This is a genomic window from Salipaludibacillus aurantiacus (assembly GCF_900111295.1).
GTDB classification, from domain to species: domain Bacteria; phylum Bacillota; class Bacilli; order Bacillales; family Salisediminibacteriaceae; genus Salipaludibacillus; species Salipaludibacillus aurantiacus.
In genome coordinates this window covers 131,711-155,455 of sequence record NZ_FOGT01000008.1, presented here as the reverse complement: position 1 = coordinate 155,455, position 23,745 = coordinate 131,711, and the positions used below count along the sequence as shown (strand labels likewise).

28 protein-coding genes are annotated in these 23,745 nt (G+C 40.0%); 8 read left to right on the top strand and 20 right to left on the bottom strand.

Annotated features, from left to right (window positions below; translation table 11 throughout):
• The first annotated feature begins 119 nt into the window (after positions 1 to 119).
• The gene (locus BMW59_RS11650) at positions 120 to 773 is read left to right on the top strand and encodes a LytR/AlgR family response regulator transcription factor (protein WP_093052087.1); all 654 of its coding nucleotides are present in this window, start codon (positions 120 to 122) and stop codon (positions 771 to 773) included.
• A gap of 55 nt (positions 774 to 828) precedes the next feature.
• Here BMW59_RS11650 and BMW59_RS11645 read toward each other — a convergent pair whose 3' ends face one another.
• Positions 829 to 1,086, bottom strand: coding sequence for a DUF4190 domain-containing protein (locus BMW59_RS11645; RefSeq protein ID WP_093052084.1), 258 nt, complete (start codon positions 1,084 to 1,086; stop codon positions 829 to 831).
• A 108-nt stretch (positions 1,087 to 1,194) separates the two neighbouring features.
• A complete protein-coding gene (locus BMW59_RS11640; protein ID WP_093052081.1) occupies positions 1,195 to 1,509 on the bottom strand; it encodes a hypothetical protein in 315 nt (104 codons plus the stop codon).
• Between the two features lie 244 nt (positions 1,510 to 1,753).
• Here BMW59_RS11640 and BMW59_RS11635 point away from each other — a divergent pair, with 244 nt between their 5' ends.
• Together BMW59_RS11635 and BMW59_RS11630 are read left to right on the top strand one after the other, a co-directional pair.
• Entirely contained in the window at positions 1,754 to 1,945 is a 192-nt protein-coding gene (locus tag BMW59_RS11635) for a hypothetical protein (RefSeq protein WP_093052078.1), read from the top strand.
• 249 nt (positions 1,946 to 2,194) lie between these two features.
• A complete protein-coding gene (locus tag BMW59_RS11630; RefSeq protein ID WP_093052075.1) occupies positions 2,195 to 2,731 on the top strand; it encodes a tubby C-terminal domain-like protein in 537 nt (178 codons plus the stop codon).
• 207 nt (positions 2,732 to 2,938) lie between these two features.
• Here BMW59_RS11630 and BMW59_RS11625 read toward each other — a convergent pair whose 3' ends face one another.
• The 5 genes from BMW59_RS11625 to BMW59_RS11610 form a co-directional block, all read right to left on the bottom strand.
• The gene (locus BMW59_RS11625) at positions 2,939 to 3,136 is read right to left on the bottom strand and encodes a hypothetical protein (protein ID WP_093052071.1); all 198 of its coding nucleotides are present in this window, start codon (positions 3,134 to 3,136) and stop codon (positions 2,939 to 2,941) included.
• A 94-nt stretch (positions 3,137 to 3,230) separates the two neighbouring features.
• Positions 3,231 to 3,374 carry a hypothetical protein gene (locus tag BMW59_RS21770; RefSeq protein WP_177174326.1) on the bottom strand — a complete coding sequence of 48 codons (144 nt, stop codon included), beginning with the start codon at positions 3,372 to 3,374 and terminating at the stop codon, positions 3,231 to 3,233.
• A gap of 165 nt (positions 3,375 to 3,539) precedes the next feature.
• Positions 3,540 to 3,791, bottom strand: a complete 252-nt coding sequence (locus tag BMW59_RS11620; protein ID WP_093052068.1) for a hypothetical protein — start codon at positions 3,789 to 3,791, stop codon at positions 3,540 to 3,542.
• Positions 3,792 to 4,015: 224 nt separating this feature from the next.
• Entirely contained in the window at positions 4,016 to 5,293 is a 1,278-nt protein-coding gene (locus BMW59_RS11615; RefSeq protein ID WP_143051230.1) for an MFS transporter, read from the bottom strand.
• A gap of 92 nt (positions 5,294 to 5,385) precedes the next feature.
• The gene (locus BMW59_RS11610) at positions 5,386 to 6,522 is read right to left on the bottom strand and encodes a winged helix-turn-helix domain-containing protein (protein WP_177174325.1); all 1,137 of its coding nucleotides are present in this window, start codon (positions 6,520 to 6,522) and stop codon (positions 5,386 to 5,388) included.
• 255 nt (positions 6,523 to 6,777) lie between these two features.
• Between BMW59_RS11610 and BMW59_RS22450 the strand changes: the two genes are divergently transcribed.
• Entirely contained in the window at positions 6,778 to 6,864 is an 87-nt protein-coding gene (locus BMW59_RS22450) for a putative holin-like toxin (protein ID WP_425441272.1), read from the top strand.
• 875 nt (positions 6,865 to 7,739) lie between these two features.
• On the opposite strand, the gene BMW59_RS11600 is transcribed toward BMW59_RS22450, so the two are convergent.
• On the bottom strand, positions 7,740 to 8,297 hold the full coding sequence (locus BMW59_RS11600) for a TetR/AcrR family transcriptional regulator (RefSeq protein ID WP_342740096.1): 558 nt from the start codon (positions 8,295 to 8,297) through the stop codon (positions 7,740 to 7,742).
• Between the two features lie 152 nt (positions 8,298 to 8,449).
• On the opposite strand from BMW59_RS11600, the gene BMW59_RS11595 reads away from it, so the two are divergent.
• Together BMW59_RS11595 and BMW59_RS11590 are read left to right on the top strand one after the other, a co-directional pair.
• Positions 8,450 to 10,510, top strand: coding sequence for an efflux RND transporter permease subunit (locus tag BMW59_RS11595; RefSeq protein WP_093052052.1), 2,061 nt, complete (start codon positions 8,450 to 8,452; stop codon positions 10,508 to 10,510).
• Positions 10,511 to 10,512: 2 nt separating this feature from the next.
• Positions 10,513 to 12,357 (top strand): coiled-coil domain-containing protein, encoded by a 1,845-nt coding sequence (locus BMW59_RS11590; RefSeq protein ID WP_093052049.1) that lies wholly within the window; start codon positions 10,513 to 10,515, stop codon positions 12,355 to 12,357.
• A gap of 770 nt (positions 12,358 to 13,127) precedes the next feature.
• On the opposite strand, the gene BMW59_RS11585 is transcribed toward BMW59_RS11590, so the two are convergent.
• From BMW59_RS11585 to BMW59_RS11545, 10 genes are all read right to left on the bottom strand, one after another.
• A complete protein-coding gene (locus BMW59_RS11585) occupies positions 13,128 to 13,898 on the bottom strand; it encodes a hypothetical protein (protein ID WP_093052046.1) in 771 nt (256 codons plus the stop codon).
• Positions 13,885 to 14,409, bottom strand: coding sequence for an RNA polymerase sigma factor (locus BMW59_RS11580; RefSeq protein WP_245733076.1), 525 nt, complete (start codon positions 14,407 to 14,409; stop codon positions 13,885 to 13,887). The genes BMW59_RS11585 and BMW59_RS11580 overlap by 14 nt, the downstream gene beginning before the upstream one ends.
• A 331-nt stretch (positions 14,410 to 14,740) precedes the next feature.
• Positions 14,741 to 14,962: a hypothetical protein gene (locus BMW59_RS11575; protein WP_093052043.1), complete on the bottom strand. Its 222-nt coding sequence runs from the start codon at positions 14,960 to 14,962 to the stop codon at positions 14,741 to 14,743.
• A 467-nt stretch (positions 14,963 to 15,429) separates the two neighbouring features.
• Positions 15,430 to 16,431, bottom strand: coding sequence for a DUF4129 domain-containing protein (locus BMW59_RS11570; RefSeq protein WP_093052040.1), 1,002 nt, complete (start codon positions 16,429 to 16,431; stop codon positions 15,430 to 15,432).
• A 13-nt stretch (positions 16,432 to 16,444) separates the two neighbouring features.
• Positions 16,445 to 17,590 (bottom strand): DUF58 domain-containing protein, encoded by a 1,146-nt coding sequence (locus BMW59_RS11565; protein ID WP_093052037.1) that lies wholly within the window; start codon positions 17,588 to 17,590, stop codon positions 16,445 to 16,447.
• A complete protein-coding gene (locus BMW59_RS11560; RefSeq protein ID WP_093052034.1) occupies positions 17,583 to 18,524 on the bottom strand; it encodes an AAA family ATPase in 942 nt (313 codons plus the stop codon). The genes BMW59_RS11565 and BMW59_RS11560 overlap by 8 nt, the downstream gene beginning before the upstream one ends.
• Positions 18,525 to 18,605: 81 nt before the next feature.
• Positions 18,606 to 18,734 carry a hypothetical protein gene (locus BMW59_RS22270; RefSeq protein ID WP_281244267.1) on the bottom strand — a complete coding sequence of 43 codons (129 nt, stop codon included), beginning with the start codon at positions 18,732 to 18,734 and terminating at the stop codon, positions 18,606 to 18,608.
• Positions 18,735 to 18,948: 214 nt separating this feature from the next.
• Positions 18,949 to 19,473, bottom strand: a complete 525-nt coding sequence (locus BMW59_RS11555; protein WP_093052030.1) for a dihydrofolate reductase family protein — start codon at positions 19,471 to 19,473, stop codon at positions 18,949 to 18,951.
• A 336-nt stretch (positions 19,474 to 19,809) separates the two neighbouring features.
• Positions 19,810 to 20,361, bottom strand: a complete 552-nt coding sequence (locus tag BMW59_RS11550) for an alpha/beta hydrolase (protein ID WP_093052027.1) — start codon at positions 20,359 to 20,361, stop codon at positions 19,810 to 19,812.
• 182 nt (positions 20,362 to 20,543) lie between these two features.
• Positions 20,544 to 21,266: a DUF1349 domain-containing protein gene (locus tag BMW59_RS11545; protein WP_245733075.1), complete on the bottom strand. Its 723-nt coding sequence runs from the start codon at positions 21,264 to 21,266 to the stop codon at positions 20,544 to 20,546.
• Between the two features lie 264 nt (positions 21,267 to 21,530).
• Here BMW59_RS11545 and BMW59_RS11540 point away from each other — a divergent pair, with 264 nt between their 5' ends.
• Entirely contained in the window at positions 21,531 to 22,082 is a 552-nt protein-coding gene (locus tag BMW59_RS11540; protein ID WP_093052024.1) for a hypothetical protein, read from the top strand.
• Between the two features lie 289 nt (positions 22,083 to 22,371).
• Here BMW59_RS11540 and BMW59_RS21405 read toward each other — a convergent pair whose 3' ends face one another.
• Positions 22,372 to 22,536, bottom strand: a complete 165-nt coding sequence (locus tag BMW59_RS21405; protein WP_143051228.1) for a GNAT family N-acetyltransferase — start codon at positions 22,534 to 22,536, stop codon at positions 22,372 to 22,374.
• A gap of 152 nt (positions 22,537 to 22,688) precedes the next feature.
• Here BMW59_RS21405 and BMW59_RS11535 point away from each other — a divergent pair, with 152 nt between their 5' ends.
• Complete coding sequence (locus BMW59_RS11535; protein WP_093052021.1) at positions 22,689 to 23,135, top strand: DUF4385 domain-containing protein; 447 nt, start codon at positions 22,689 to 22,691, stop codon at positions 23,133 to 23,135.
• Positions 23,136 to 23,284: 149 nt separating this feature from the next.
• Here the strand turns inward: BMW59_RS11535 and BMW59_RS11530 are convergent, their stop codons facing one another.
• Positions 23,285 to 23,740, bottom strand: coding sequence for an ASCH domain-containing protein (locus tag BMW59_RS11530; RefSeq protein ID WP_093052018.1), 456 nt, complete (start codon positions 23,738 to 23,740; stop codon positions 23,285 to 23,287).
• Positions 23,741 to 23,745: the final 5 nt, after the last annotated feature.

The following is a 23,745-nucleotide window of genomic DNA, read 5'->3' as shown; positions in this document are numbered from 1 at the left end:
GAAGAATCGTGAAGATGTCATAATAAATTGACAGAGCACAATAATGGAAGATAGAATGTAAATAATTGAGACTAATCAAAAAATTCTTAATAATTAGTTTAAGAAAAGGGTGAGAAAAATTGAAAGATACTGTTTATCATCAATTTTCTACATTCATAGAAGATTGGGTGCCTGAAGAGGCTTCCATTGCCATAGCGGACGAGAATAAATATGTCACGTATATCCCGGGCAAACACGACATTCATATCAATCAAGGACAGTCCATTCCTTCGGGAAGTATTACCGAGCGGGTGTACTTACAGAAAAGCCGTGTGGAATCTTTAGTTGATAAATCAGTGTTTGGCGTCCCTTATTATGGCGTCGGGTACCCTCTTGAAAACAAAGAGGCAAGACTGAGCGGGGCATTAACGGTGATATTACCGCCTGACTACTATTCATCCCCTGTGTCTTTTATCGTGGGCAGACAAGAAGACGTGTGGATTCCTATCGCAGTGGATCAGATTATTTATATCGAAAGCCATCAAAAGAAAACACTTATTGTGACCGAGGAAGGCTGCTTTCAGTCTAAATATCCTCTTAAAACGCTGGAGTTTCGCTTATCAAACTCATTCATCCGTATTCATCGTTCTTATATCGTTAATATTTCTTATATTAAGCAAATCTCCAGGGATGTCGCTTCCAATTTAGAGATTGCCTTACGAAAACCAGAAGACACTCGCCTTTCCATTAGCCAAAGTTATGTGCAAAAAGTGCGGGATACGTTAGGGTTTTAGGAGAGCTGTTAGGAGTATGAAACGGGCGGGGGTTGTGAGGCCTACGGCAAAAAATCTATCCAGAGTAGATGGATAGAATAGCGACCAGCAGCCAAAAGAGTTGGATTAGAATACCCGCTATACTGCAAACCATGCCTGCCGTAGCAAGCCCGCTGCCCTCTTCATTTGTATTTTTAATTTCTTCTTTTGCTATTTTGGAAAATATCACCCCAATAATACCAAAAGGAATGCCTAATACAGGGATAAATAGTGACACGATGCCAAGTGAGAGCGATCCTAAAGCCTTTCGATTTGTTTTAAATTTTTCAGCCATACTTTTTCTTCTCTCCCCCGCTAAAAGGTATTGTTGAATCAGCCTGGCCACACCCCACTCTACAGTTTTAACAAACCCTCTTTTATCACGTCATGTGTTTACTTTCTATTACTTTGCTGTCGTGCCGCGGTATACGATGAGATTGATCGTATTGAAAAATAAGGTGCCGGCAATCAGGACAGCTGCGGCAATTGCCACGGCACCAGTCGTGTCCATAAGAGCCGACCAATCCCCTATTTTTACCAAATGATAATTATAAAAAATCTGGAAACTTAGCGCGATCACACACGCGCTGAGGCTCATAACTGATAAAGCCGCCCAATTTTTATTGTCCTGCTTATTCACATACGAGAGGTTCACAAGAGGAAGTATCCAGGCAATTAGTCCAAGCACAAGACTGCCTATATTAAGCCATCCCATCATATCTCATCCCCTATTATTTAATAGTTATTGTTTACATTCTGCTCAGCCAACAGAATAAATTAATATCCTATCATTCGTTTGTAAAAAATGGAAATTAATTTCTCTAAATAAGATTATATTACTCTAAACCAGGGAAGTAAACGATAAAAAGTCCTTACAGCCTTTCTTTCTAAGATTCATAATTTGGACAGTAAAAGAAAAGTAACTATGTTTTTCCCTAAGTTTAAACATAAGGTGGGATGTTATGAGTGAACGCTTGAGAGATGGTCTTATTAGTGCGGCCACATTTGCAATTACAGCTATCCTCGTTGGTTACTTCCTTTTCGGGGAAATAAGATGGCAAAACGTCATAGGATTATCGATAGGCGGATTTATTTCCTGGTACTTTATTGTGCCCCGGATTCATAAACGCCGGGAGGAAAAAAACAGAAACTAAAAAATTTCTTATATACAGTCCCTCCAGTATCTATTATCTGAATCTGCCACCTAAGCCGTATGGTGATTGGATGCTAACCTGCTTAAACAGGAGGGAGAATAATTTGGACCCACCGCTATTTTATGTCTGGGTTTAGGGATCTTCCTCTTAGTTTTGTTATAAATATGCTTGCGAGGAGTGCAGCTGCTTGCTTTTGGCGGGCCTTATGAGAGGAAAAATTGTAACCTTGATGTTCACAGGAGGTTCTATATGTTAAATATAACGTTTAAAATACCTTTATATAAACATAGCGTTAAAGAAGTGGACGTATTTAAGGAAAATGAAAAACTGGGCACCATGCAAAGGTATAATAAAAACCCCTTTATTCACCGTTTCGGGAGGCACATTTCACACAAATTAATTGCTAATATTCGTGTGACAGAACCTGAAGGAATTAATGTTAAATATGATATTTCTGCTGACAACCCGTGGCAGCGAATGATAAAGATGGGCACTTTCTCCATATACGACAGTCATTCATTAATTGGACATGCTGGAGATAACAGAAAGTTAGGTGTGATTCTGAATTTTTCAATTGGTGATAAAAAATACCGGGCTTTTTCTAAAATTAAAGAACTAAGGGAAATAAATTTTTATAAGATAACAGGTGATTCAGAAACTCATATAGGTACAGCCGAACGCACCCTGAATCCGGCTGTCAACGAAATGAACATCCGTTTAAATGAAGATAATGACTTGGATCCTTTATTAGTGGCAGGGTTGTGTTACTTACATACGATGGTCTAAGCCTGTTTAAAACAATCTCCCTTACTGGAGGACGCTTGTTTCTTACCTTATTTCACCTTTCCAGCTGTTTTTCACCCTCTTCGGGCATAAGATGGCTCCTCTTTTCACCATTCCAACTGCTCCATCCGCTCTTCGGGCAGAAGGCCACTCTTCTTTTTACCTTTCCAGCTGCTTATCAAGGTTGACGGGTAGGTTCACAGCAAGTGTTTAAAACCGGCGAATCCTAACCGTTGGTTTCAGCTCAGTTTTCCAAGCTATAAGGTTCAGGTATATGGCGTAGCCTCCTGCTACAATTAAAAAGAACTGACCTAACCCAAAATCAAGATTCAGTCCATGTTCAAAAACTATTAAAAAGATACTGACAATAAGAATAATAGAAAATATGTTCCGTTTGTACTTTTCCACAGCCGCCTCCCTCTCAAATAATATTCTTCCCCAGAAGCCGCCGGCCTGGGCCCTCTCTCCTCTTGATCATCGTGATAACTATGTAACCATTCCACTATTTTACGTTTTTCTCTTGCATCATTGATTTTATTTCTTCTAATAATTCAATTTGTTTATCCTGTCTTTTAATTACCTTTTCGGATACCTTGGCTGCCACAACTAAAATCAGAATAAAAGTTACAAGTATAATAATATCCATTCAGAGCGTCACATCCTTCAAGTATTTCTCTCTCTTTCAGTACACGTTTTTAATTCTATTAACTACTCTGCTGCGCACCTCAATACATTCATTGCCGTCGCCACAGAGCCTCTCCCTCACATCAACTGTAACTGGTACATTAATTCCAACGTTTGGTTCCTTCAATTACAATTTATAGCTTAAATAAAAAGCAACTATCCAAACTCCATAAACTCCAATTATCCCGAAGACAAGAACTAAGCATATAGTTTTTAATGCTCCTTTTTTGCTAAACAAGGCTGTGCCCAATGAAATAAACAATCCAGATATTAATACTCCAGTCCCTATGTCCCCTCTAATTTTTCCAACACCTAATAGTAATATAATAGCGGTGATTATCAGAGTAGCAAGAGATACTAACGATAAGTATTTTCTCATTTCATCCCCCTAACTTTTATTCCACTATCCTGCTTCGTTAATTTTATTATTTAATTCTCTAAATTTACCTTAATTGTCCATTTGTTAAATCTCTACATTCCTTCCTTGTTCTTTTTTCGATTTATCCCCCTTCAGCTTAACATCATTTTCCAGCTATCAGTCAACCTAAAAAAAAAGCCGCATTAGCAGCTTCTTAGACTTTCCCTATCGTTTTATATAATGGTTTATTCATAAGATTTCATGCCCACAGTTACCTTTTTTACGCTGATCCCCTCATTCTTCTGCCAGAGGACTTGTTGGAGTAAAGCGGAAGTTAATCCTATTAATGAAAGGGAAAGACCAACGCCCAGGTATACGAGACGGACATCAAACAGCCCAACGAGCATACCGCCTAACAGAGGTGCGCCAAGGACAACCATTCCACTTAACGAATTATAAATTCCTGAGACCCGGCCTATGTTCTCCCTGGCAGTTTCTTTTTGGAGAATATAGCTGATAACGATTGTATATATTCCGATGCCAATGCCTGCAGCAAACCCTAATCCTGTAAGAACAAAGCTTTGGACGCCTGTTTCCAGGAGCCCCAGCATCCCGAACGGAACCCCGATGAGAAGAAAGCTGCTTCCAATCAGCACACCGTAATAAGCTATCTTTTTAAAGCGGTTCATTAGCATCATTACCGCAAGTGCGCCTGCTCCCGATGATGCCATTACCCAGCCAATCATTTCAGGCCGTTCCGGTGCGATTTCCCTGAGTAAAACGGTTATCTGCACATCTGTCATTTGAATCGCCGTCATACCAAGGAGTGAAAAAGTAACAGCCACCACCAGAATTTTACTCGAGAGCACCATTGACCAGCCGTCTTTCCATGACTGCCAGAAGGACGCTTTGTTCCCTGCTTCTACTTCAGCTGATCTGCTCGTCTCCACTTCCCTTTTCTTAATAATGGATAAAAGAATTAGCGCAGAAATAAAATAGGCGGCAGCATTAATCAGGATACATAGACGTGGAGAGAAAATCGCCGCCAGAGAGCCGCCTAAAATCGGGCCCATAATTTTAGTAAATTCATTTACCGTGCCATTAAGCGTGACAGCTTTTACAATGAGATTCTCCTCCACTACGTGCTTTATAAGCGCCTGCTGGGCCGGAAAATGAATCACTGTAAGAGTGGCACGGAGCAGCAGGATCGGCAGGGCGAGCCACGGCCCAGGCGCCATCGCCAGCACAATTGTTAAAACCGCCGTCCCCACATCAGCCATCATCATTAATTTTCCTTTGTTAAAACGGTCTGCCAGAATCCCTGCAAACTGGCTCAATAAAGCATGAGGAAGAGCATACATCACTGGTATTAAAGCTATCGTCAGAGGATCCGTTTCCCACACATAACCGAATAATATCATGATCGCCACCATATCAAACCAGCGGCCCAGCATGGATATAGAATAGGAGCAGAACATTCTCATAAAAACAGCATTCTTCCAGATTGAAGAGTTATTCGCCATATCAATCACTCATTTCTCTTTGGTCTTACTAACACTTTATACGGCGAATATCAGAGGAGTATCAGACATAAAAAAACCTGCAGCTGCAGGCTTCAGAGATGCTGTTTAAACTGTCTTTCAACTTCTGTTTTAAACGCAGAAAAGTTGAATTTTTCCGAGAAAAAAGCTTTTTCTTTTAACATTTCTTTATAAAGCTGCTCATCAGAAACTATTTTTTCCAGGAAGAACAAGCAAATATCATTAGCGAAATAAACATGGGACATAAATCTGGTATTTACTGTCACCCTCATTCCTTCAGCTATATATTCGCGGCCCTTCGCCCGGTCGCCCGACTGCAGGGCGAAGACCCCTTTTAATACAACAAATATACCCAGTTCCCGCTGGTACTCTCTCTCTTTAAAAAAACTTTCCATCTTATTTATCACACTATTCACCTTTTCCTGCTCTTTCAAGCAGATAAAAAGCATCATTCTGCTCAACTGTAAAAAGGGGTAAAAACCGTGATTTTCCGAGGTTACTAGTCTGTCTGCCTTTTTTAAGTGAGCGGCTGCTGCGGAAAAATCCTCTGCAAACAAATAAAAGAAGACCGGCGCCAGAATAGTCGCTTCTGCATTAGAGGCTTCACAAAATAATGTCTTTTCCAGAGCTTTTTCATAGTATGGGAGGACATCTTTCCGCTCGTTAGCAACAAGCATATAAGAATAAAGCATAAAAAGCAGTTTTTCAGAAAAGGCAACTTCCCTGGATTGTGCCAGCTTTAAGAGGTCGCCCTCAATTAATGAATAAATAACCTTTGTATTCCTGCCAGGCTCAATTCCGAGAGATTTCTGATCCAAAATTGTTTTAAAGGCTTCGCCGTGGCCATACAGGTGGTACTTATTCAGCAGATGGGTTGTAATTTCTTTAAATTCACGGTCATTTTTTAAGGGTGAGGGAGTTTCCTCAGTCGGAGTCACATTTAAGGAATAGCCGTAACCCTTAACCGTTTTGATCGTCAGATAAGTGTTCCAGCTCTTCAATTTTCTCCTCAGCCGGTATATATGGTCGTCCACCGTCCTGTCCCCGGGCGCCTCCAGTTTCCATACAGCATCAAGGAGTTCTTCCCGGGAAAACGCCCTGCCCGGATTTTCATATAAAAAACTTAAAAGCTCGTACTCTCTCCTAAGAAGTGAGACCGAGTCGCCTTTAAAGCTTACCCTGTACTCACTGTGGTCAAAATGCAGCGCCATCTCAAAGCACTCCTTGTTTTTTGCCATCTATGTATATGCTTCTTTTAAGTTTATCATCACTTGAACAGGAAAATGAAAAAAGCTGTGTAAATACAGCAACTAGTACCTTTTAATCCTATGATTGGTAAACATTTAAAAGTGTTGAGTTATCTTGGTTTTACGCCATCATATATGAAAGATATGGTAAAATAAGTGAGTGATAGTTCAGGAACTCATAGGGGGTTGGCTCACCTTCCGAAAGGAGGTGATGCCTATATGGTCACAGTCGCAGACGCGTTGTCGTTAATGATCTCTTTTGGGATATTAATTGTCGCTATGTTGGCTTTTAACCATAAAAAATAAGCCCCCTGCATGAGTTGAGCGGCTCTTCGGGAGGCTTATCCTGAGTGCCAATCCCCTTTGATGGGAACTGAACTATTACGGACCGTTAGTGTGACAGCACTAGCGGTCTTTTTTATAATATGACTTCTTGTAATCATTATACCCGATAATTCAATTTCTATAAACCAGTAAATTCAAACCGATGAGTAAATATAGTTTGGCACCTTTAAGAAATGAGGAGGTCCTTTCTCGCTTTATCACCCACTCACTTGCCGGAGCGCCTTCTGAGTCGACCTTATTTTCGGTTTATGGCCCGCTCGATACCCCTGACCCTTTGCCGAGTGGGTCTTTTTCTCGCTTTATCATCCTCTCAGGTGACGCAGCGCGTTCTGAGTGGACCTTATCCCACGTTTATCACCCGCTCGATACCCTGGCCCTTTGACGAGCGGGTCTTTTCCTCGCTTTTTCACCCTCTCAGGTGACGCAGCGCGTTCTGAGTGGACCTTATCCCACGTATATGACCCGCTCGATACCCCCGGCCCTTTCTCGAGCGGCTCTTTTCCTCGCCTTATCATCCTCTCAGGTGCCGTAGCGCGTTCTGAGTGGACCTTATTTTCGGTTTATGACCCGCTCGATACCCCTGGCCCTTTCTCGAGCGGCTCTTTTCCTCGCTTTTTCACCCTCTCAGGTGACGCAGCGCGTTCTGAGTGGACCTTATCCCGCTTTTATCACCCGCTCGATACCCCTGGCCCTTTGACGAGCGGGTCTTTTCCTCGCTTTATCATCCTCTCACTTGCCGTAGCTCCTTTTGAGCTGCTCTTATTTTTCTCCTTAAGCCCTCCTTTTTTCGTAAAGCCGTCTATCTAGGCAAGCGGGTGCTGCTCAGTTGCTCCTCTTTATGATTGAAGCCCCGACACTCCCCTTGTGGCAAGCTTTATAATGAGCTCGGCTATTTCTTCCGGTGATTCCTTCAGTCCGTTTTTGAGCCAGTTTTGCACGACGTGAATACTTCCGTTGGCTATAAACAGGCTTAAATACTCTGAATTGTATGGGGCGGCTACTTGATCTTCCTTCAGGGAATTTAATAAATGAGTGTGGGCAAGCATGATCACCTTTTTCTGAAAATCCGGGTCGCCGTGTTCACTGAATAATGTCTGGCAGCTCTCATGGTTTTCCGCAATATATTCCATAAGCTTCTCTGTCATCCGAATGGCCTCTTCGTCTTCCGAATAGTTGTAAGAGGTTAAGGTCTCATTCAGATCCTCAATAATCTTATCCTCTATTTGTGTGAGTAAATCATATAGATCTTTATAATGAGAATAAAAAGTAGACCGGTTAATATCTGCAAGCTCGCAAACTTCTTTTATTGTAATCGTTGATAATGGCTTTTCCTGCATTCGTTTTATAAAACTTTCCTTCAATACTAAACGGGTGTATTTTTTACGTCTATCCAATTTTGAACTCACCATTTTCCCGCCTTTTGTCAGTTATCCAACTAATTCACGTCATATGTTGGATAACTAATATTTTTAACCAAACTGTTTGTTGATTAGACAACACAGTGTCATTATAATTATTCCTTAGTGAAGATTCAAGGAGTGGTGGAATGCCGGATTTTGCAGCAAAAATTATTAAGCACAAACTGCCCATCGTTATTATATTTTTCATCTTAACTGTCCTTAGTGCTGTGGCGCAGTTTTTCGTCCCGGTTAATTACAATATGAATGATTATGTCCCGGAAGACTCCACTTCAACCGTTGCCGTTGAGGTGATGGAAGCGGAGTTTGGAAGCTCCATGGCGAATGCTGAGGTGATGATCACCGATGTGACCGTTCAGGAAGCCCTTTTATATAAGGAAAGACTTGAGACAATTGACGGCGTTGAAGAGGTCTCGTGGCTTGACGACATGCTCGATTTAACCATCCCCTTGGAGATGGCAGAACAGGATTTAATAGAGTCCTATTATTTCGACGAACATGCCCTCTTTTCCGTTACGATCCGTGAAGGAGAAGAAGTAGAAGCAACAGATGAGATTTATGAGCTTATCGGCGAGGAAAACGCCCTTGCTGGAGAAGCGGCTGATACAGCCGTATCACAGAAAATGGCGTTTACTGAAACATTATACGCAGCGATGCTTTTAGTGCCGATCATCATTATTATTCTCGTGTTGTCCACCAATTCTTGGGTTGAGCCCGTCTTTTTTCTGACAGCCATTGGTGTGTCAGTCATTATAAATTTAGGAACAAACATTTTTATCGGGGAAATTTCCTTTATTACGCAGTCTGTCGCTCCTATTTTACAGCTCGCTGTTTCTCTCGATTATGCGATATTCCTGCTTCATAGTTTTTCAGAACACCGCAAAAAGACAGCTTCGCCTGAGGAAGCGATGCAGCTTGCGATCAGGAAATCCTTCCCTGCCATTGCAGCGAGTGCGGCGACAACCTTCTTTGGTTTTATGGCTCTCACGTTCATGCAGTTCGAAATTGGAGCTGATCTGGGAATTAATCTCGTCAAAGGGATCGTCCTGAGTTTTATCAGTGTCGTCGTATTCCTTCCTGCACTGACAATCATGTTTTATAAATGGATCGACAAAACAGAGCACATACCTATCATTCCTGCTTTTAAAAATATCGGCAAGGTCGTCCTTAAATTCAGGTTTATCAGCGTGATCGCTGTTTTCCTGATGATTGTCCCTGCCTACCTGGCACAGCAGGAAACGACGTTTATCTATGGAATTGGCGAACAGCCGGAGGATACCCGCCTAGGAAGTGACGAGGCCGCAATCGATGAAGTTTTCGGGATGTCCACTCCTATTGCTCTTCTCGTTCCGCGAGGAGATGTGGCCCGGGAAGTTGAGATGGAACAGGAGCTGGAGGACCTCGCACACGTCTCCAGCATCTTTTCCTATAACCAGTCGGTCAGCCCGGCCATCCCGCCGGAGTATCTCGATGACTCAGTAAGAGAACAGTTCTATTCGGAAAACTACAGTCAGATTATCGTTTATACAAATACCGATTCTGAAGGTGATACGGCCTTTAGTGCAGTGGAAAACGTGCTTGAGACGGCCGAATCCTACTATGGGGATGATTTCCATGCCCTTGGGGAAAGCGTCTCTCTTTATGACATTAAAACGATCGTTCAGAAAGATAACACGGTCGTAAACTACCTTACCGTGATTGCCATTGCGTTTGTCCTGTTAGTTACATTCCGGTCTCTTTCGCTTCCGGTCGTCCTCCTGCTGACGATTCAGTCAGCTGTCTGGATAAACCTGGCTGTTCCTTATTTCACGGAGGCGCCTTTAGTTTTTGTGGGCTATCTCGTGGTGGGAACCGTACAGCTCGCGGCGACAGTTGATTATGCTATTCTCTTTTCGGAAAATTATCTCCATAACCGAAAACAGATGCCTGCTAGACAAGCGATGATAAAAACGATTGATGATAAAACGTTCTCCATTTCCATTTCAGCCGCTATTCTGGCAAGTGTGGGGCTTATTCTCTGGATGACCTCGTCAAATCCGATCGTTTCATCCATCGGCCTGCTTCTCGGAAGAGGGGCGACCCTGGCATTTATTATGGTCCTTTTCTTCCTGCCGGCTGTCATGCTCTTATTTGATAAGGTGATTGACAAAACAACAATTAAAGCGAATTTTTACAGGGAGGATGACTAACCATGAAAAAGAAAGTATCACTCATGTTAGCTGCTTCACTTCTCGCCCTTCCTTTGTATTCAGGGTCGGCAAATGAAAATGAACCAGCTCATTCGGCCGCCCCGGAAGCAGAAGACGGTCCGGCTGCCGATTCAACCGGCCAAGCGGATTCAAAGGAGGAAGTGGTCTACGGGACCCTCAACTCTGACGGAAGCCTGAATGAACTCTATGTGGTGAACATGCTTCAGGTCACTGAGCCAGGCTTACTCATTGATTACGGAGACTACGAGTCTGTGAAAAATTTAACCGACCTCACAGACATAGAGCTTACGGATGACGCCGTGCAGATTGAAGCGTCCGAAGAAGGTATGTTTTATTATCAGGGGAACATGCAGGAAGCTGAGCTGCCATGGGATATTGAAATGTCTTACCTTCTCGACGGAGAGGCAGTGACTCCTGATGAACTTGCAGGAGAAAACGGCCATTTAGAATTGTCGATCAATACAACTGCAAACGAAAACAAAGATCTGTCTTTTTATGAAAATTACACGTTACAGATTTCTCTCACAGCGGACACTGACCTCATCAGCATTATCGAAGCGGAAGACGCGAATATCGCTAATGCAGGGAAAAAGAGGCAGATTACGTATACTGTTATGCCTGAAACTGACGCAGATTTTACGCTTACAGCGGATGTGGAAGACTTTGAAATGGAAGGAATCGATATAAATGCCATTCCACTGTCTATGGCAATCGAGGATCCTGATACAGAAGAAATGACAGAAGATATGCGTTCGTTAAGCGACGCTATTGAAGAGATTAATGAGGGTGTTTTTGACTTGCTGTCCGGTGTGACTGAATTGAAAGACGGCGTACAGAGCCTTAACGACGGCTCCGGCAACTACTACAGCGGGATCAGGGAGATCAGGGATTCGTCCTCTGAGCTGGTTGAGGGTTCAAAAGACATCCAGTCGGCGCTCTGGCAAATGCATGCCGAGGTCGGCGGTTCATCCGGTGACATGGATCTCGGCGAACTTTCGGAACTGCCGGACGGTTTATCCCAGATGGCTGCGGGCCTTGAAGAAGCCGGCGACGGTCTGATCGAGCTCCACGGCAGCTTTTCGGAAGCGTTTGGGAGTCTTGACGGAGCCATGCAGGGAATTCCCGGGTATGACATTTCCGAAGAAGACATCGAGCAGTTGTATGCTAGCGGCGCAAATCAGGAGACCATCGACCAGCTCGTTGAAACTTACACGGCTGCACAGACAGCTAAAGGAACGTACGACCAGGTAAGAGATGCTTTTACCGCTGCAGAAGGGGCACTGCTCGAAACCGGCAATTCCATCAATGACATGAGCGGCCAGTTATACGGCATCTCCAGCGACCTGTCTGCAAGTATGGAAAATATGGACGGTCTTGACGGCTTAGCTGAGCTGGAAGACGGGCTTGGACAGCTTGCCGGGAACTACGGTGAATTCCATGAGGGTCTGACAGACTATACAGACGGAGTCAGCGAGCTTGCTAATTCCTACAGCGAAATTGATGGCGGCATCGATGAACTCGCTGACGGATCTGCTGATCTGGAAAGCGGTGTGAGCGAGCTTTCCGAAGGGACGGCAGAATTAGCGGAAGAAACGAGTGACCTGCCGGAACAGTTCCAGCAGGAAATTGACGACAGACTCGACGAATTTGACCGTTCCGATTTCGATCCTGTCTCCTTCGTCTCAGCCGACAACTCAAACGTCGAATCAGTCCAGTTCATCCTTACAACAGAAGCCATTGAAATCGAAGAACAAGAAACAGCTGCTTCTGAAGAGGAAGAAGAAAGCCCAGGATTCTGGGAAGGGCTGATGAATTTGTTTTTTTGATGGTTTTGAAGTTCGGGCTTCGCATAAAAGCAGGGATTCAGTCCGCCAGGTGGACGCTTGCCTCTCAGGGGCTTGTCTTCAACCTTAAAAATAGATTCTATCAAAGAAGATTTACCTATAAACTTCCGATTCACTCCCCGGCGAAGGCTTCTCCCACAGGCATAAGGGCAACATAGGTCATTAGGATCTTCGGCTAACCCCTTCACGTCCTGTGAAAACGCCGAAGTCACCACATCCGTGTGGAAGTTCGCTGTGTTTTCTTTACCTAAGAGCTTGTCTTCAACTAACTTTCCCGAAGACCGCTTCGGGAAAGTGGATTTTCAGACTGCGCCGATCCTTCGGGTGTCTTCGCCTTCGTTCACCGGAAGGATTTATTTTTCAAAGTTTTGCAATCACAAAGTTTAGGCTTTTATGGACTTCCTCTCCCATTTTTTAGTTAGGTCCAAGCCTCTTTCAGAATAAATTTATTCGGAGAAAACTTCATTTTAGCTCAACTCCATTTTTCACAGTCAACAAAGACCGTATTTGCAGCTCCTAACGGGTTACTTTTGAGATGCAAAATTACAAATTTCATAAAAAATCACAGTGAAAAGGCACGAAGAACCTATTCTTCGTGCCTTTAAATATCATATTTGCTTGTTAAACTAACGCTACCCGTTTAAGTACAATTATTCACAATTTGGGGGAGACTTTTAAAATTCTTTCTACATGAAGTTTTCTTCAACAATAAAAGTAACTTCAGTAATAACAAGGCTTACGTTATATTTTACTTATTCATCAACTAAATCTATTCCAGAAGAAGATTCATCCTCATTAACCAAATTAGAAGTTACAACTTCACCTTTTTCGGACAAACCTTGCACCTCATAATTAGTCTCTTCGTTATTATCTACAAATACAAACCAAATTTTGTGACTTTCTTTAATAGTAATTTCCGCTTCATATTCTTTATTACTTTCAAGATTTATAACTTTAATTTCAACAATATTGGGATTCATTATTTCTCCATAAATCATAGGAAATGGAGATTGACTATGAGATTGCGATAAATATTGACTGGTTATATTAGTAACTTCTTCATTAATGCTTGTTGTGTATGCGCCTCTATCAAAGGTTTCTTCCCATCCCCACAATGTTTTTTCAATAAAGATTGCACCTAGCTCTGCTACTTCGGTATCCATATCATTAGTTTGTATATCTGGAGCATAAAATACAACCACTCCCGTTTCAACTTCTTCCTTGTGAACAACCTCTTGATAACCCACTTCATTCAATATTTGATAAATGCCTTCATTACCTGTTCGTTCATGTATAATATTACTAAATAAAGGTAGTGATAAGACTACGATTATTATTGATGCAGCAGTTAAAGAAAGATAATACTTCCACTTAGGACGCTTTGGAGTTCTTTTTGATATTCTACTTATTTTTTTATTCATTTGCGAATGAATATCATTTTGTTCTTGTTTAGATATGTCTAATTTTTTATTCATTGATTTAAATACATCGTCCATATTTTTATTCCCATTAAATTGACTCATGACGAAATCCCTCCTTTTCTAACTGCTTCTTTAGTGAATTCACACCTCTCCATAAGTTTGTTTTTACTTTCCCCTCACTCCACCCAAGGATATAAGCGGTCTCCTTGATGGAAAACTCTTTTATTTTTCTTAATATAATAACTTCACGATGAGAACGTTTTAATTTACTTATAGCAACATATAACTCCCTTTCCTGTTCGTTTAACGATAATTTTTTTTCAGGAGTTAGTTCTGGAGATTTTATGGATAAAGCGCTATCTGTTAAGTAGGTAATTGGTTTTTTTCTTCTGATAAAATCAATAGTTACATTTCTTGCAATTTTATAAAGCCATCCTTTTTCATTTTCTTCATGAAAAGAATCAAGTTTGATATACGCTTTTATAAAAGTATCTTGCATTAAATCTTTCGCCTGTTCATTATCGTTAATCATATATAAAATAAATTTGTATATATCGTTGCTATAAGTGTGGTACCAGTTATTAATTTTTTGTTGGTTAAGGTCGTAATCCAATAAAAGTCACTCCTCTCTGTTTAATGTCTCTACTTTTAAAACGGATTACAAATTGAAAAGTCACACTTTTTTATTTTTTTTTAAAAGCATTAAAAAATATAGAAGCCTGTACCTTTCAATTAATTTAGAAAGGTACAGGCTACTACTCGTATTATATAAAAAATTTTGACTTCGTTTTTCCTAAGCTCCCCGTTAGCACCGTAAGAGCACCAAAGGTTTCTTCCACTAACGCTCCCTTTAGTTTAAGAAGCGAATGTACTTTGTTTACCATGTATACTTGTCTTATTTTTTCTCAATCTGAGCACACAATTGGGAAATTCCCATTTACATTCTATTTGTTATATCGTTTGCCTATTCTGTAGCGAATCGTTAATACATTCAGCACAAAACTCGCTACGATTCCTACAACTGTCCAGATTACCAGAGAGACTGAAAATCCATTCGCAATCAGGAAAATGACAAACAGCACAATCATTGTCCCGACCCCACCTTTAAAAGGAGCCCATTCTGATTGGTCTTTTCCACTTTTATAAAAGTCATCCCAAAAACCCACAGTATACCTCCTTACTGTTATAGATTGGATTGGAACTGTTTTTTTATAACTATGTTCCATTTCATGAAAAGTAGTTGAGAGCCAATCTTTCATGTAGTAATGCTAAACGGCTTTTATCCTATAAGTTTTTTAATCATATATTACATCTCTGAGGAATTATTGGAATAATATTCATACTTATTTTAATAACCTCCCCATTAGTTTAACATCATTTACCAGTATATAGATGCAAAAAAAAAAGAGCTGCAAAACTGCAACTCGTAATTTTACTAACGTTCTCCGTTACTTTAAGTACAATTATTCACATACTCTAAATTTATTTTAACAGAAAATAACAATTAATTACTTAGTATATAAAAATTAACATAGCAAATAACAGAGCCATGACATAGTAATTAGCGAGTTTCTCTACTACCGGTACGAAACTACTTAAACCGCCCAGCTCCTTCTTCCATTTTTAAGCATTCTCATTCCTGCAGTTTTTTTATAATGGAGTGGTATGAGTCTCTGAATTGTTGATGATCGACTTTATCAATCTTTTGTTCATGATAGCGTGATTTTTCATAAATACTTAATAATAGGGTTAACTCTTCTTTGATCTTTGGCATTGTTTTCGCCCATTCTCTTATTGGGATATGGTCAGGGCGTTGATATCCTTTTCGTGCCAGCTTTCTCTCAAGCCGTCGATAGGTTCTTCGATATGCACTTGAAGAGAATGCTCGTACTATATTTTCAGGCGTTTTCTCTGTGATTTTCTCAGATTTATAAGGTTGATTAGTGATAGTGGACTCATCTTTCCCTATTTCTTTTCGATTTGATCGAAGAATAATATAAACAAGTATAGCAATGCCTATTAGTAACATCACTCCGTAAAAAACAAGAATATCCGTTTCAGCTCGTGAGCCAAGTAAATTAAATGAGTTGGGATCGCCGTTTATAACAATGTTCCTTGGCGACACTTCAGAATCAGCTGTGAACAAGTCCATCATCCAATAAATCAGTTGAAAAATCGGGTAGCTTATGAACGATAACAATGATTCAATCGTTTTAGATATTCCTCTTCCTGTGATCACAATAGATTGGAATAGACTATAAATGATTAAAACCCCGAAAAAGTTTGTTGCAACTAAACTACTTATTGAAAGGAAAAGGGAATTTCTTAATGGTTCTGTTTGATATCTTCGGCTTAGTAGAAAGAACCCTAGACCATACATAAGGAATCCGAGGATGGGCCACTGGGAGGGAACAAATATCATAAGGATATATGTTGATCCTAATAAAAAAATCCAGTTTACCAAGTCGTTTGTTAGGCCCTCCATCACTCGCCTTTTATAAGACCAAACGATCATACCTGTAATGAATAAACTAGAGGTAAGAAAAGCCGGTAACGTTTTCCATGTCATATAAATCAATATGAACCAAAAAAATACAAGACATAAATCAAGGATAAATAATCGTTTAAGTCTCAAACTTCCCCTCCTTTTAGCCAACAATATCCCTATTTCCCAAGCGAGAAAGTAATTGAGTGCCTGAGACTGACCGATCGCCAACATAGATTACGTGCGACATTGGATCTCTTTTTTGAGAGAGCCCTTGAAGGATATACGAAACTGGATACAAAGGTGATCCTATTTTCAAATAGGCAAACACGTGAAGGACCCGTTGCAATTGAGCTCTCCCTTGGCCTGGTGGTAGATAGATTCCTGTCGAATTTCTACCTGATCTGTCGTTGATATAAATTTCAAAAGACTGTTGTGAAGTACTCAGTGCATAGCAAACATTCGCAGCTTTTCTGATCAATTCCTCAGGGTTTTCACTCCACCGGTTTTCATCCTCCCCTTCGTGTAAAGATAAAATGACAGTAACCTTAAAATATGAAGGATCGGCATATTCTCTTGTCATAAGTTGCTGATGTTTAGCTAAACTCTTCCAATCGATATTACGAAGTCGATCGCCCCACTCATAGGGGCGAACTCCCATTAAATCTTCAGCGTTTTCTCCTTTTTTCTTACTCTCCCCTTCAATGGTTCGTAATGATTTATTTAGATAATAATCGTTTGTAAAAGTAGGATAGATGATGACCGTGATAGGTAGTTCAGGTTTCAATTCCACACGAAAGGCAAATAATCCTAGCCAATCTGAAACCTTTAGATGAACTTGGTGCAGTTGCACTACACCACGCTTTTTCGCTCTGAGTTTTTCTGTATGTACGATTTTCTCTCTTCGGCGTACCGAATACCCTTGTTGGAATAAATGAGGAAGGCTCTGTTCAATATTGTCTTCCTTCTCTACCACTAATGAGTTTTTTTCATAGGGCCAGTCTAGTTGAACCGTTGCAGAAAAAAACGGAAAGAGACTTCGATTTATCAGTCTGAGTTCTAAATCCGTTTCCTCACCTGGAGATAACCTTGATTGCTTTAATTGAAGGCTAGCTTCAATTTTTGATGGTGTATATGTAAGAATCCAATAAGACGTCAAGATTGTCATAATTACAGTAAGAGTGACAATAATTAAAATGAGTTCATCCATAAGAATAAACAACGTGAGAAGCAAAACACAAAGAACAATCACGAATGTAACGAATGGTTTGGTTTCTTTTTCCTCGAATTGCTTATGTAATTTAACCATGGTTTTCCACTGGCACCTTTACCCTAGAAAGAACATCATTCATGACCTCTTCTGGCGATTGACGCATGTGCACGTCTATCTTCAAGATGAGCCGATGGGTATAAACAAGGGGCGCCATTTGATAAATATCATCTGGCGTAACAAACAATCTCTCGTGAACAAGCGCGCGGGCTTGGGCTATTTTCATTAAATTAAGTGTCGCTCTTGGACTAACTCCTACGTCTATACTTTCATGGTTTCTAGTTGTCCGACTAATCGCAAGTAAGTATTTTTCAACATCTTCACTTAGCGTGACGGAGGAAACTTTGGCTTGCAGCAGTTTAATTTGGTCTATGTCAATCACTTCGTTTATTTGGTTATAGTCTTCTCCTTGAAACCTTCTAATTAACTGAAGTTCTTCTTCATAAGATAGACGTTCCATAGGCATTTTAATGGAGAATCGATCTAATTGAGCATGAGGCAATATAAAGGTTCCTTGTTGCAAATCAGTCGGGTTTTGAGTAGCCATGACCATAAATGGCGTAGGAAGGATAAATTGTTCACCGTCGACGGTTACTTGTCTTTCTTGCATGGCTTCAAACAAGCTGGCCTGTGTTTTTGGTGTCGCACGATTAATCTCATCCATTAAAACAAGTGAATGAAAAACAGGGCCTTCTCGAAAGATAAACGTTTGTTGCGATTGATCATAAAAATGAAACCCTGTAACATCGCTTGGCATCACATCCGGAGTTCCTTGTATTCTTCCCAATGAACTATTGATTGTTTTTGCAAAGGATTTGGCCAATTCAGATTTCCCGGTTCCAGGAACATCATCTATTAAAACATGTCCCTTAGCTAGAAGTGCGATACACATACACTCAATGGCAGAATCTTTCCCAATAAGGTTTTTACTGATTTCTCCTTTACATGCATCCATAAATTCTTTCGCAGTCATAACTTCTCCTTTCTGAAAAAAGAGGAAATAGATTTAAAGTACTATTTCCTCTTCTCTTCGCTATTGTACTAGGTTAAATAATTAATACATAATCTGACAAAATTGAGGGGCCATACCACACTGTGGATATATCTCCTCTCCAGAAGCTCCTATTGAAGCTGGAGAAACTAGCATTCCTACTAATAAAAAAGAGAAAAATACTTTTTTCATCAATAACACCTCCCATCTTAACCAATTATAGGAAATTTATGTAATTTATTCAATTAATTTGATATATTTATATAAATAGAGACTAACCTCACTATACTTGAAGATAAAAACAACTATCCTCTAATTTAATCTTAACATTTATTTCTTTTTAATTTGATAAGAAAAGAGCATTCCTTTTAAAGAAACGCTCCCCATTAGTGAAACGAGCGTAGCTTTATTTTTTAACCGTATAATGTAGTTCTACAAACTGATTGAAGTTTCTAGTACCCTTTAATGATAGGTCTAGTTGATAATCACCTTCTTTAAATAAAGGAATTCCGTTTCCGATGACAGTTGGGGCAACTGTTAGAATAATTTCATCAACTAATTTTTCTTCTACAAAAGATTGTAGCAATTCTCCCCCACCCACAATCCAAATATTTTTTCCTTCTTGGTTTTTAAGTTGGTTTGTAAAACTAACTATATCTTCATTTATAAAACTTACATCTCCGGTATCCTCAATAGGAGACCTTGTAAAAACATAGCAATCCTTGTTGTTATACGGGAAATTACCAGTTTCGTGTTTCATTATCCAATCATACGTTTTTTTGCCTATTAAAACTGTATCAACAGTATCATAAAACTCTGAATAACCATTATCCCCTTCGCCTTCGGAATTAAATAGCCAATCTAAAGACTCATCTTTTGTTGCTATGTATCCGTCCAAACTCATTGCAATAAACAATACTAACTTTCTCATAATATCTCCCCTTCACTAAATAGAATGTATGTTCGCTCCGAGTGTAACAGAGTATAATTCGGTATTCCACTATCCCCGTTAGCTTAAGCACATTACTGCACACTTTCCTATGTCGTAATGGAAATGTGGAACGTTCACTTTCTTTATGAAGGGAGAAGGTGCGTTTTTCAGTATCTGATGAATGGTTCGGCCATTTAACAAAGGATGAGTTCTTTTAGTAATGAAAAGCTGGGACGGTTCTCACGTGATGGCCTTTCAGCCTGAGAGGTCACGTGAAAACCGTCCCTATTAATCACTTCTTCTCCTAGTTTCTGCGATTTTTTATAATAGAATTCCTTATAATCTCTCTATATCTTTCACCAATACAGGTAAACCATTATGAAACAAATGTTGATTGCCTTCAAGTTCCCGTAAGGATGCTTGTGGAAGGTTTTCTGAATAGGTTTTATGATGTTTAATAGGTACGATCACTTCATCGCGGCTGTGGTAAAGAAACAGGTTGGGTATTGCGGGCAAACATTTCTGGAAATTATCTTGGAGCATGAAATCATTTAACTGCCAATCTTCATCTAACCCCCAGTATGGTGAAGCAATGATAAACAAACCACAGAAAGTCAGATTAGATGATTCCTCGGAAAGGTACTTTAATAAAACAGATCCTCCCAATGAATGACCAACTAAAATCACGTCTCCGTTAAGCTTATCCAGTTCTTTTTCAAGCTGTTTCTTCCATAGAATATATTCGGGGTTCTCCGGGTTAGGCATCTTTGGACAAACAAAGTTATATTGATTCCTGAGTTCTCTTTCCAAATACGCTGACAGATTGCTGCTTCCTTCTCCTCCGCCTTGCGGACCAGCACTGTGAATAAATAAAACTGTTTTTTGCACCTTGGCTTCCTCCCCTTCCTAATTAAAGCCCCCTGTTTCTTGAACAACCTTTCTCATGCCCAGTAAGATATAAATCGTTTTCTCCACGTCAATCCGTAAGAGGAGTGGCAGCTTGTTTCACTAAAGCTCGCCGTTAGTACAATTACATCAACAGACAACCAGTTTATGAAATTACATAAAGTTTATAAATAAGCTTCTTGAGGGTCGTTAGAAAGTTCTTCAATTTCTATAAAATCAAACCTTACTTCCTGATCTTTCCCTTGTGGGCTACAAGCATATAACCCCGCTTTAACCAAAGAATTTTCTGGCATATCCAAGTGAGCAATACGTATTTGGTTCCATTCTGTCCCGTTTGATGAAAAGTCCACATAAACATTTTGACCAATTCTTGATAACCTGAAAAACAAATATTCATTATTATAGTCTACATTTTGTGATGACCAATCGGAATAGCCGCGATTTGTAACCACTGCACCCAATTTACTTAATCCATTTGGTATATATTCCAATGATGTTTTTATCCATATATCTTCCGAGAACCTCAACATCAACCCTGCTTGGTCATACCTTGATTTAGGTTTTGTCTTCACTTTTGCAGTTAATCTAAAATTTTTATTTGTTTCTCTATAAAGAAAATGCCCATTATCCGCTTCAAAACCATAATGTGTTTTCTTCCAATAATCGGTGTTCTCATCTGTTTGTATTACAAGTTGAGAGGAACTTTTGTCTATAAACCATTCTTTAGGTTCACAGAACCACACTAATTCATCACTAAGTCTGTTATTTTCAAAATAATCGTTATAAATTATATTAGTTTTCAAAAAAATCCCTCCGCATAAAATTCTAAACTTAACAAAAAGTTCAGTTAAGGTGATGACTATCATCTTAACTTTACCTATCTTCACTTTAACAAAAAGAAATTCTTTTGTTAGCAGACCTCCCCTTTAGCTTAACATCATGTTCCAGTTAGCAGGCAATTTTAAAAGCCGCATATGCAGCTTCCTGGATCTTCAACTTTTGCTCTCCGTTTTATTAAGTACATTCCTTCAACAACTTGCTTTTTTGTGGGCCACTTTTAAGTCACCATATACACAGTTGATAGGTACAAGCATATACAGATAGTGATGAAGAAACATAAGATGAATAAACATTGAAAGGAGGAAACACTATTGGGAATTAACACGATTACCGAATCTTTTACGAATTCTACTCCCATTTTCATACCAGAAGAGGAGACATCTGGATCTGGCCCAGCCTCTCCATACCCTTCTATTATTCCTGTAGAAATGCCGGGCACCATTCTGAAGGTAACTGTTACTTTACGTGGGCTCACTCATTCGCACCCGGGGGATCTCGTTATGTTACTTGTAGCACCTAGTGAAGACAATGCAATGATTATGCGTAGTGCGGGGTCTAGCTTTAACATCGTTAATACTACTATTACCTTCGATGATGATGCAGCCGATCCCCTGCCAGAATTCAATAAAATAGAAAGCGGAACGTTCCAACCGACTGATTACGGTAGAGAAAAAGGTGAAGAAAGCGGTGGAGCAAACCCTGTTCCGCCTGCTCCAGTCCCATCAACAAACTCACAGTTAAGTATTTTTGACGGCCAAAGTCCGAATGGCAATTGGAAGTTATATGTCTATGACCAATTTGGTGATGACATTGGTGTCATGGTTTTTGGTTGGTCATTAACGATTACAACGACAGTTATTTAAAAGATGATTGAACTAAGGAGGAAAGTAAATTGGAAAAAAGGCTTAGAGGCGAATATAGCGAAAACTATAAAGCTTCATCCAGACAAGAGCTACAAAGAGAATGCTAATATGTATGAAATTAAAATGTCTAAAACCTCCAAAGGAAAGTAGATTAGTAGTCATAACGAGAGGTACCTTCAATAAAAAAAAATTAGGAGCTCTTTACATAATAAATGTAAAGGGCTCCCGTTGCTTGAAAATCCCCGCTCATAAAAGATCGTTTCCACTCCATAAATGACAATACCAACTATTAGAAAAATTTGGAATATTTTAAATTAACCGTTGTTTTGATGGTATCCATTTGCTCTTTGTAGAGTAACCTTCCTATTCCCTTTCCTTGATATTCCTTTAAAATATATACTGAACTTAGTTCTCTTTCGAATCCCTTGTATTTTCCCCTACGCTTTTTGACCAATGGTTAGCACTTTCCTTTTCTTTTTTATAGCTTCAATTACGCCTTCGGAAATTTCCTGATTTGTTAACCACCTTGAAAGCACACATGAAGGTCTATTTTCCGTTTAAGTTCATCAGTTTTATGGAATATCTATTGGAAAGGATGTGGATAATATGAGTTTTGATTACGATCTTGATTTTGACAACATCGACTTTAGGAAAGAGCCTGACAAGTATAGAGTGGGACGCGGGGAGCAGGGAGTTCTCATGGTAGAACCCTATAAAGGGGAGATTCTGCCTCACTGGAGATTTAAAACTCCTGAGATTGCCAAAGAGTCCTCCGAGAAAATTTATCAACTTTTTGAAGAGTATAAAGAAAAAGATGACTTCGTAGGAATGGATATGGCTCGGAAGTTTATCCAAATGGGCTACACGAGAGCGAGGCGCTACGCGAACTATAAAGGCGGAAAGAAATACGATAAGGAGGGGGAGATCAATCCGCGAGAGATTAATGATGAGAAAGCGGAATCAGCACGTATTTTCGAAGAGAAATGGAAGATTGTCCGAAACGATGAAGAATATTTAAAGAAAAAGAAAGAGCATCAGAAAAAGTACGGGTGAACCTGAGCCTGTCTGATGGACGTTCAGACAACGTCCATCATTACTACTTTCGCTAGTAATTGGCAGGATTTCAAACGGTTTTTTAAAGAGTAAGTTGAGGTTCAACATTATTTCATATAAGCTGCTCCACCATAAGCTTCGCTCGGCCTTTATTTCTTATATACTACCTTAAACCTTTCACAGACTACTGGTATTTTACTATGAAACTCCTGATTAACCTCTTTGAATTCTTTTTTAAAAAAATCTTCGTGTACGTCCCGCCAATATTTTAAGGTGCGGTCGCCTTCACCTTCTAAATAAGCGTGTTCTTCAGTCACTTCATCAAATGGAACAATCTCAACCGAGGTTGTTTCGGCTACGGCTACAGCTTTTCCATCCCCATCAAGAATAATATTATAAAGACCAACAAAAGGTAACGGCTCTTCATCTCCGTATAATGAATAATTTGAAGCTGTCGCTGTTTTTCTGCCTTCCAGTACTAATTCTGCCAGTTCATCAGCCATTTCCTTAGAATCCCCAAACGCCCATGCTTCATAACTTTCTGGCGCCTTCGGATTCACCTTCATAAAGTCCTCCCACATCTGACTAATCGAATCATTACTCATATCTG

What these genes read in the sequence shown, in the direction of transcription:
- BMW59_RS11635 (WP_093052078.1), top strand. Translation starts at nt 1,754, where the DNA reads ATGAGTGAACGCTTGAGAGATGGTCTTATTAGTGCGGCCACATTTGCA.
- BMW59_RS11585 (WP_093052046.1), bottom strand. Translation starts at nt 13,898, where the DNA reads ATGAGTCAATTTAATGGGAATAAAAATATGGACGATGTATTTAAATCA.
- BMW59_RS11555 (WP_093052030.1), bottom strand. Translation starts at nt 19,473, where the DNA reads ATGAGAAAGTTAGTATTGTTTATTGCAATGAGTTTGGACGGATACATA.
- BMW59_RS11610 (WP_177174325.1), bottom strand. Translation starts at nt 6,522, where the DNA reads ATGGCGCTGCATTTTGACCACAGTGAGTACAGGGTAAGCTTTAAAGGC.
- BMW59_RS11630 (WP_093052075.1), top strand. Translation starts at nt 2,195, where the DNA reads ATGTTAAATATAACGTTTAAAATACCTTTATATAAACATAGCGTTAAA.
- BMW59_RS11535 (WP_093052021.1), top strand. Translation starts at nt 22,689, where the DNA reads ATGAGTTTTGATTACGATCTTGATTTTGACAACATCGACTTTAGGAAA.
- BMW59_RS11595 (WP_093052052.1), top strand. Translation starts at nt 8,450, where the DNA reads ATGCCGGATTTTGCAGCAAAAATTATTAAGCACAAACTGCCCATCGTT.
- BMW59_RS11615 (WP_143051230.1), bottom strand. Translation starts at nt 5,293, where the DNA reads ATGGCGAATAACTCTTCAATCTGGAAGAATGCTGTTTTTATGAGAATG.
- BMW59_RS11565 (WP_093052037.1), bottom strand. Translation starts at nt 17,590, where the DNA reads ATGGTTAAATTACATAAGCAATTCGAGGAAAAAGAAACCAAACCATTC.
- BMW59_RS22270 (WP_281244267.1), bottom strand. Translation starts at nt 18,734, where the DNA reads ATGAAAAAAGTATTTTTCTCTTTTTTATTAGTAGGAATGCTAGTTTCT.
- BMW59_RS11590 (WP_093052049.1), top strand. Translation starts at nt 10,513, where the DNA reads ATGAAAAAGAAAGTATCACTCATGTTAGCTGCTTCACTTCTCGCCCTT.
- BMW59_RS21770 (WP_177174326.1), bottom strand. Translation starts at nt 3,374, where the DNA reads ATGGATATTATTATACTTGTAACTTTTATTCTGATTTTAGTTGTGGCA.
- BMW59_RS11530 (WP_093052018.1), bottom strand. Translation starts at nt 23,740, where the DNA reads ATGAGTAATGATTCGATTAGTCAGATGTGGGAGGACTTTATGAAGGTG.
- BMW59_RS11640 (WP_093052081.1), bottom strand. Translation starts at nt 1,509, where the DNA reads ATGATGGGATGGCTTAATATAGGCAGTCTTGTGCTTGGACTAATTGCC.
- BMW59_RS11645 (WP_093052084.1), bottom strand. Translation starts at nt 1,086, where the DNA reads ATGGCTGAAAAATTTAAAACAAATCGAAAGGCTTTAGGATCGCTCTCA.
- BMW59_RS11620 (WP_093052068.1), bottom strand. Translation starts at nt 3,791, where the DNA reads ATGAGAAAATACTTATCGTTAGTATCTCTTGCTACTCTGATAATCACC.
- BMW59_RS22450 (WP_425441272.1), top strand. Translation starts at nt 6,778, where the DNA reads ATGGTCACAGTCGCAGACGCGTTGTCGTTAATGATCTCTTTTGGGATA.
- BMW59_RS11560 (WP_093052034.1), bottom strand. Translation starts at nt 18,524, where the DNA reads ATGACTGCGAAAGAATTTATGGATGCATGTAAAGGAGAAATCAGTAAA.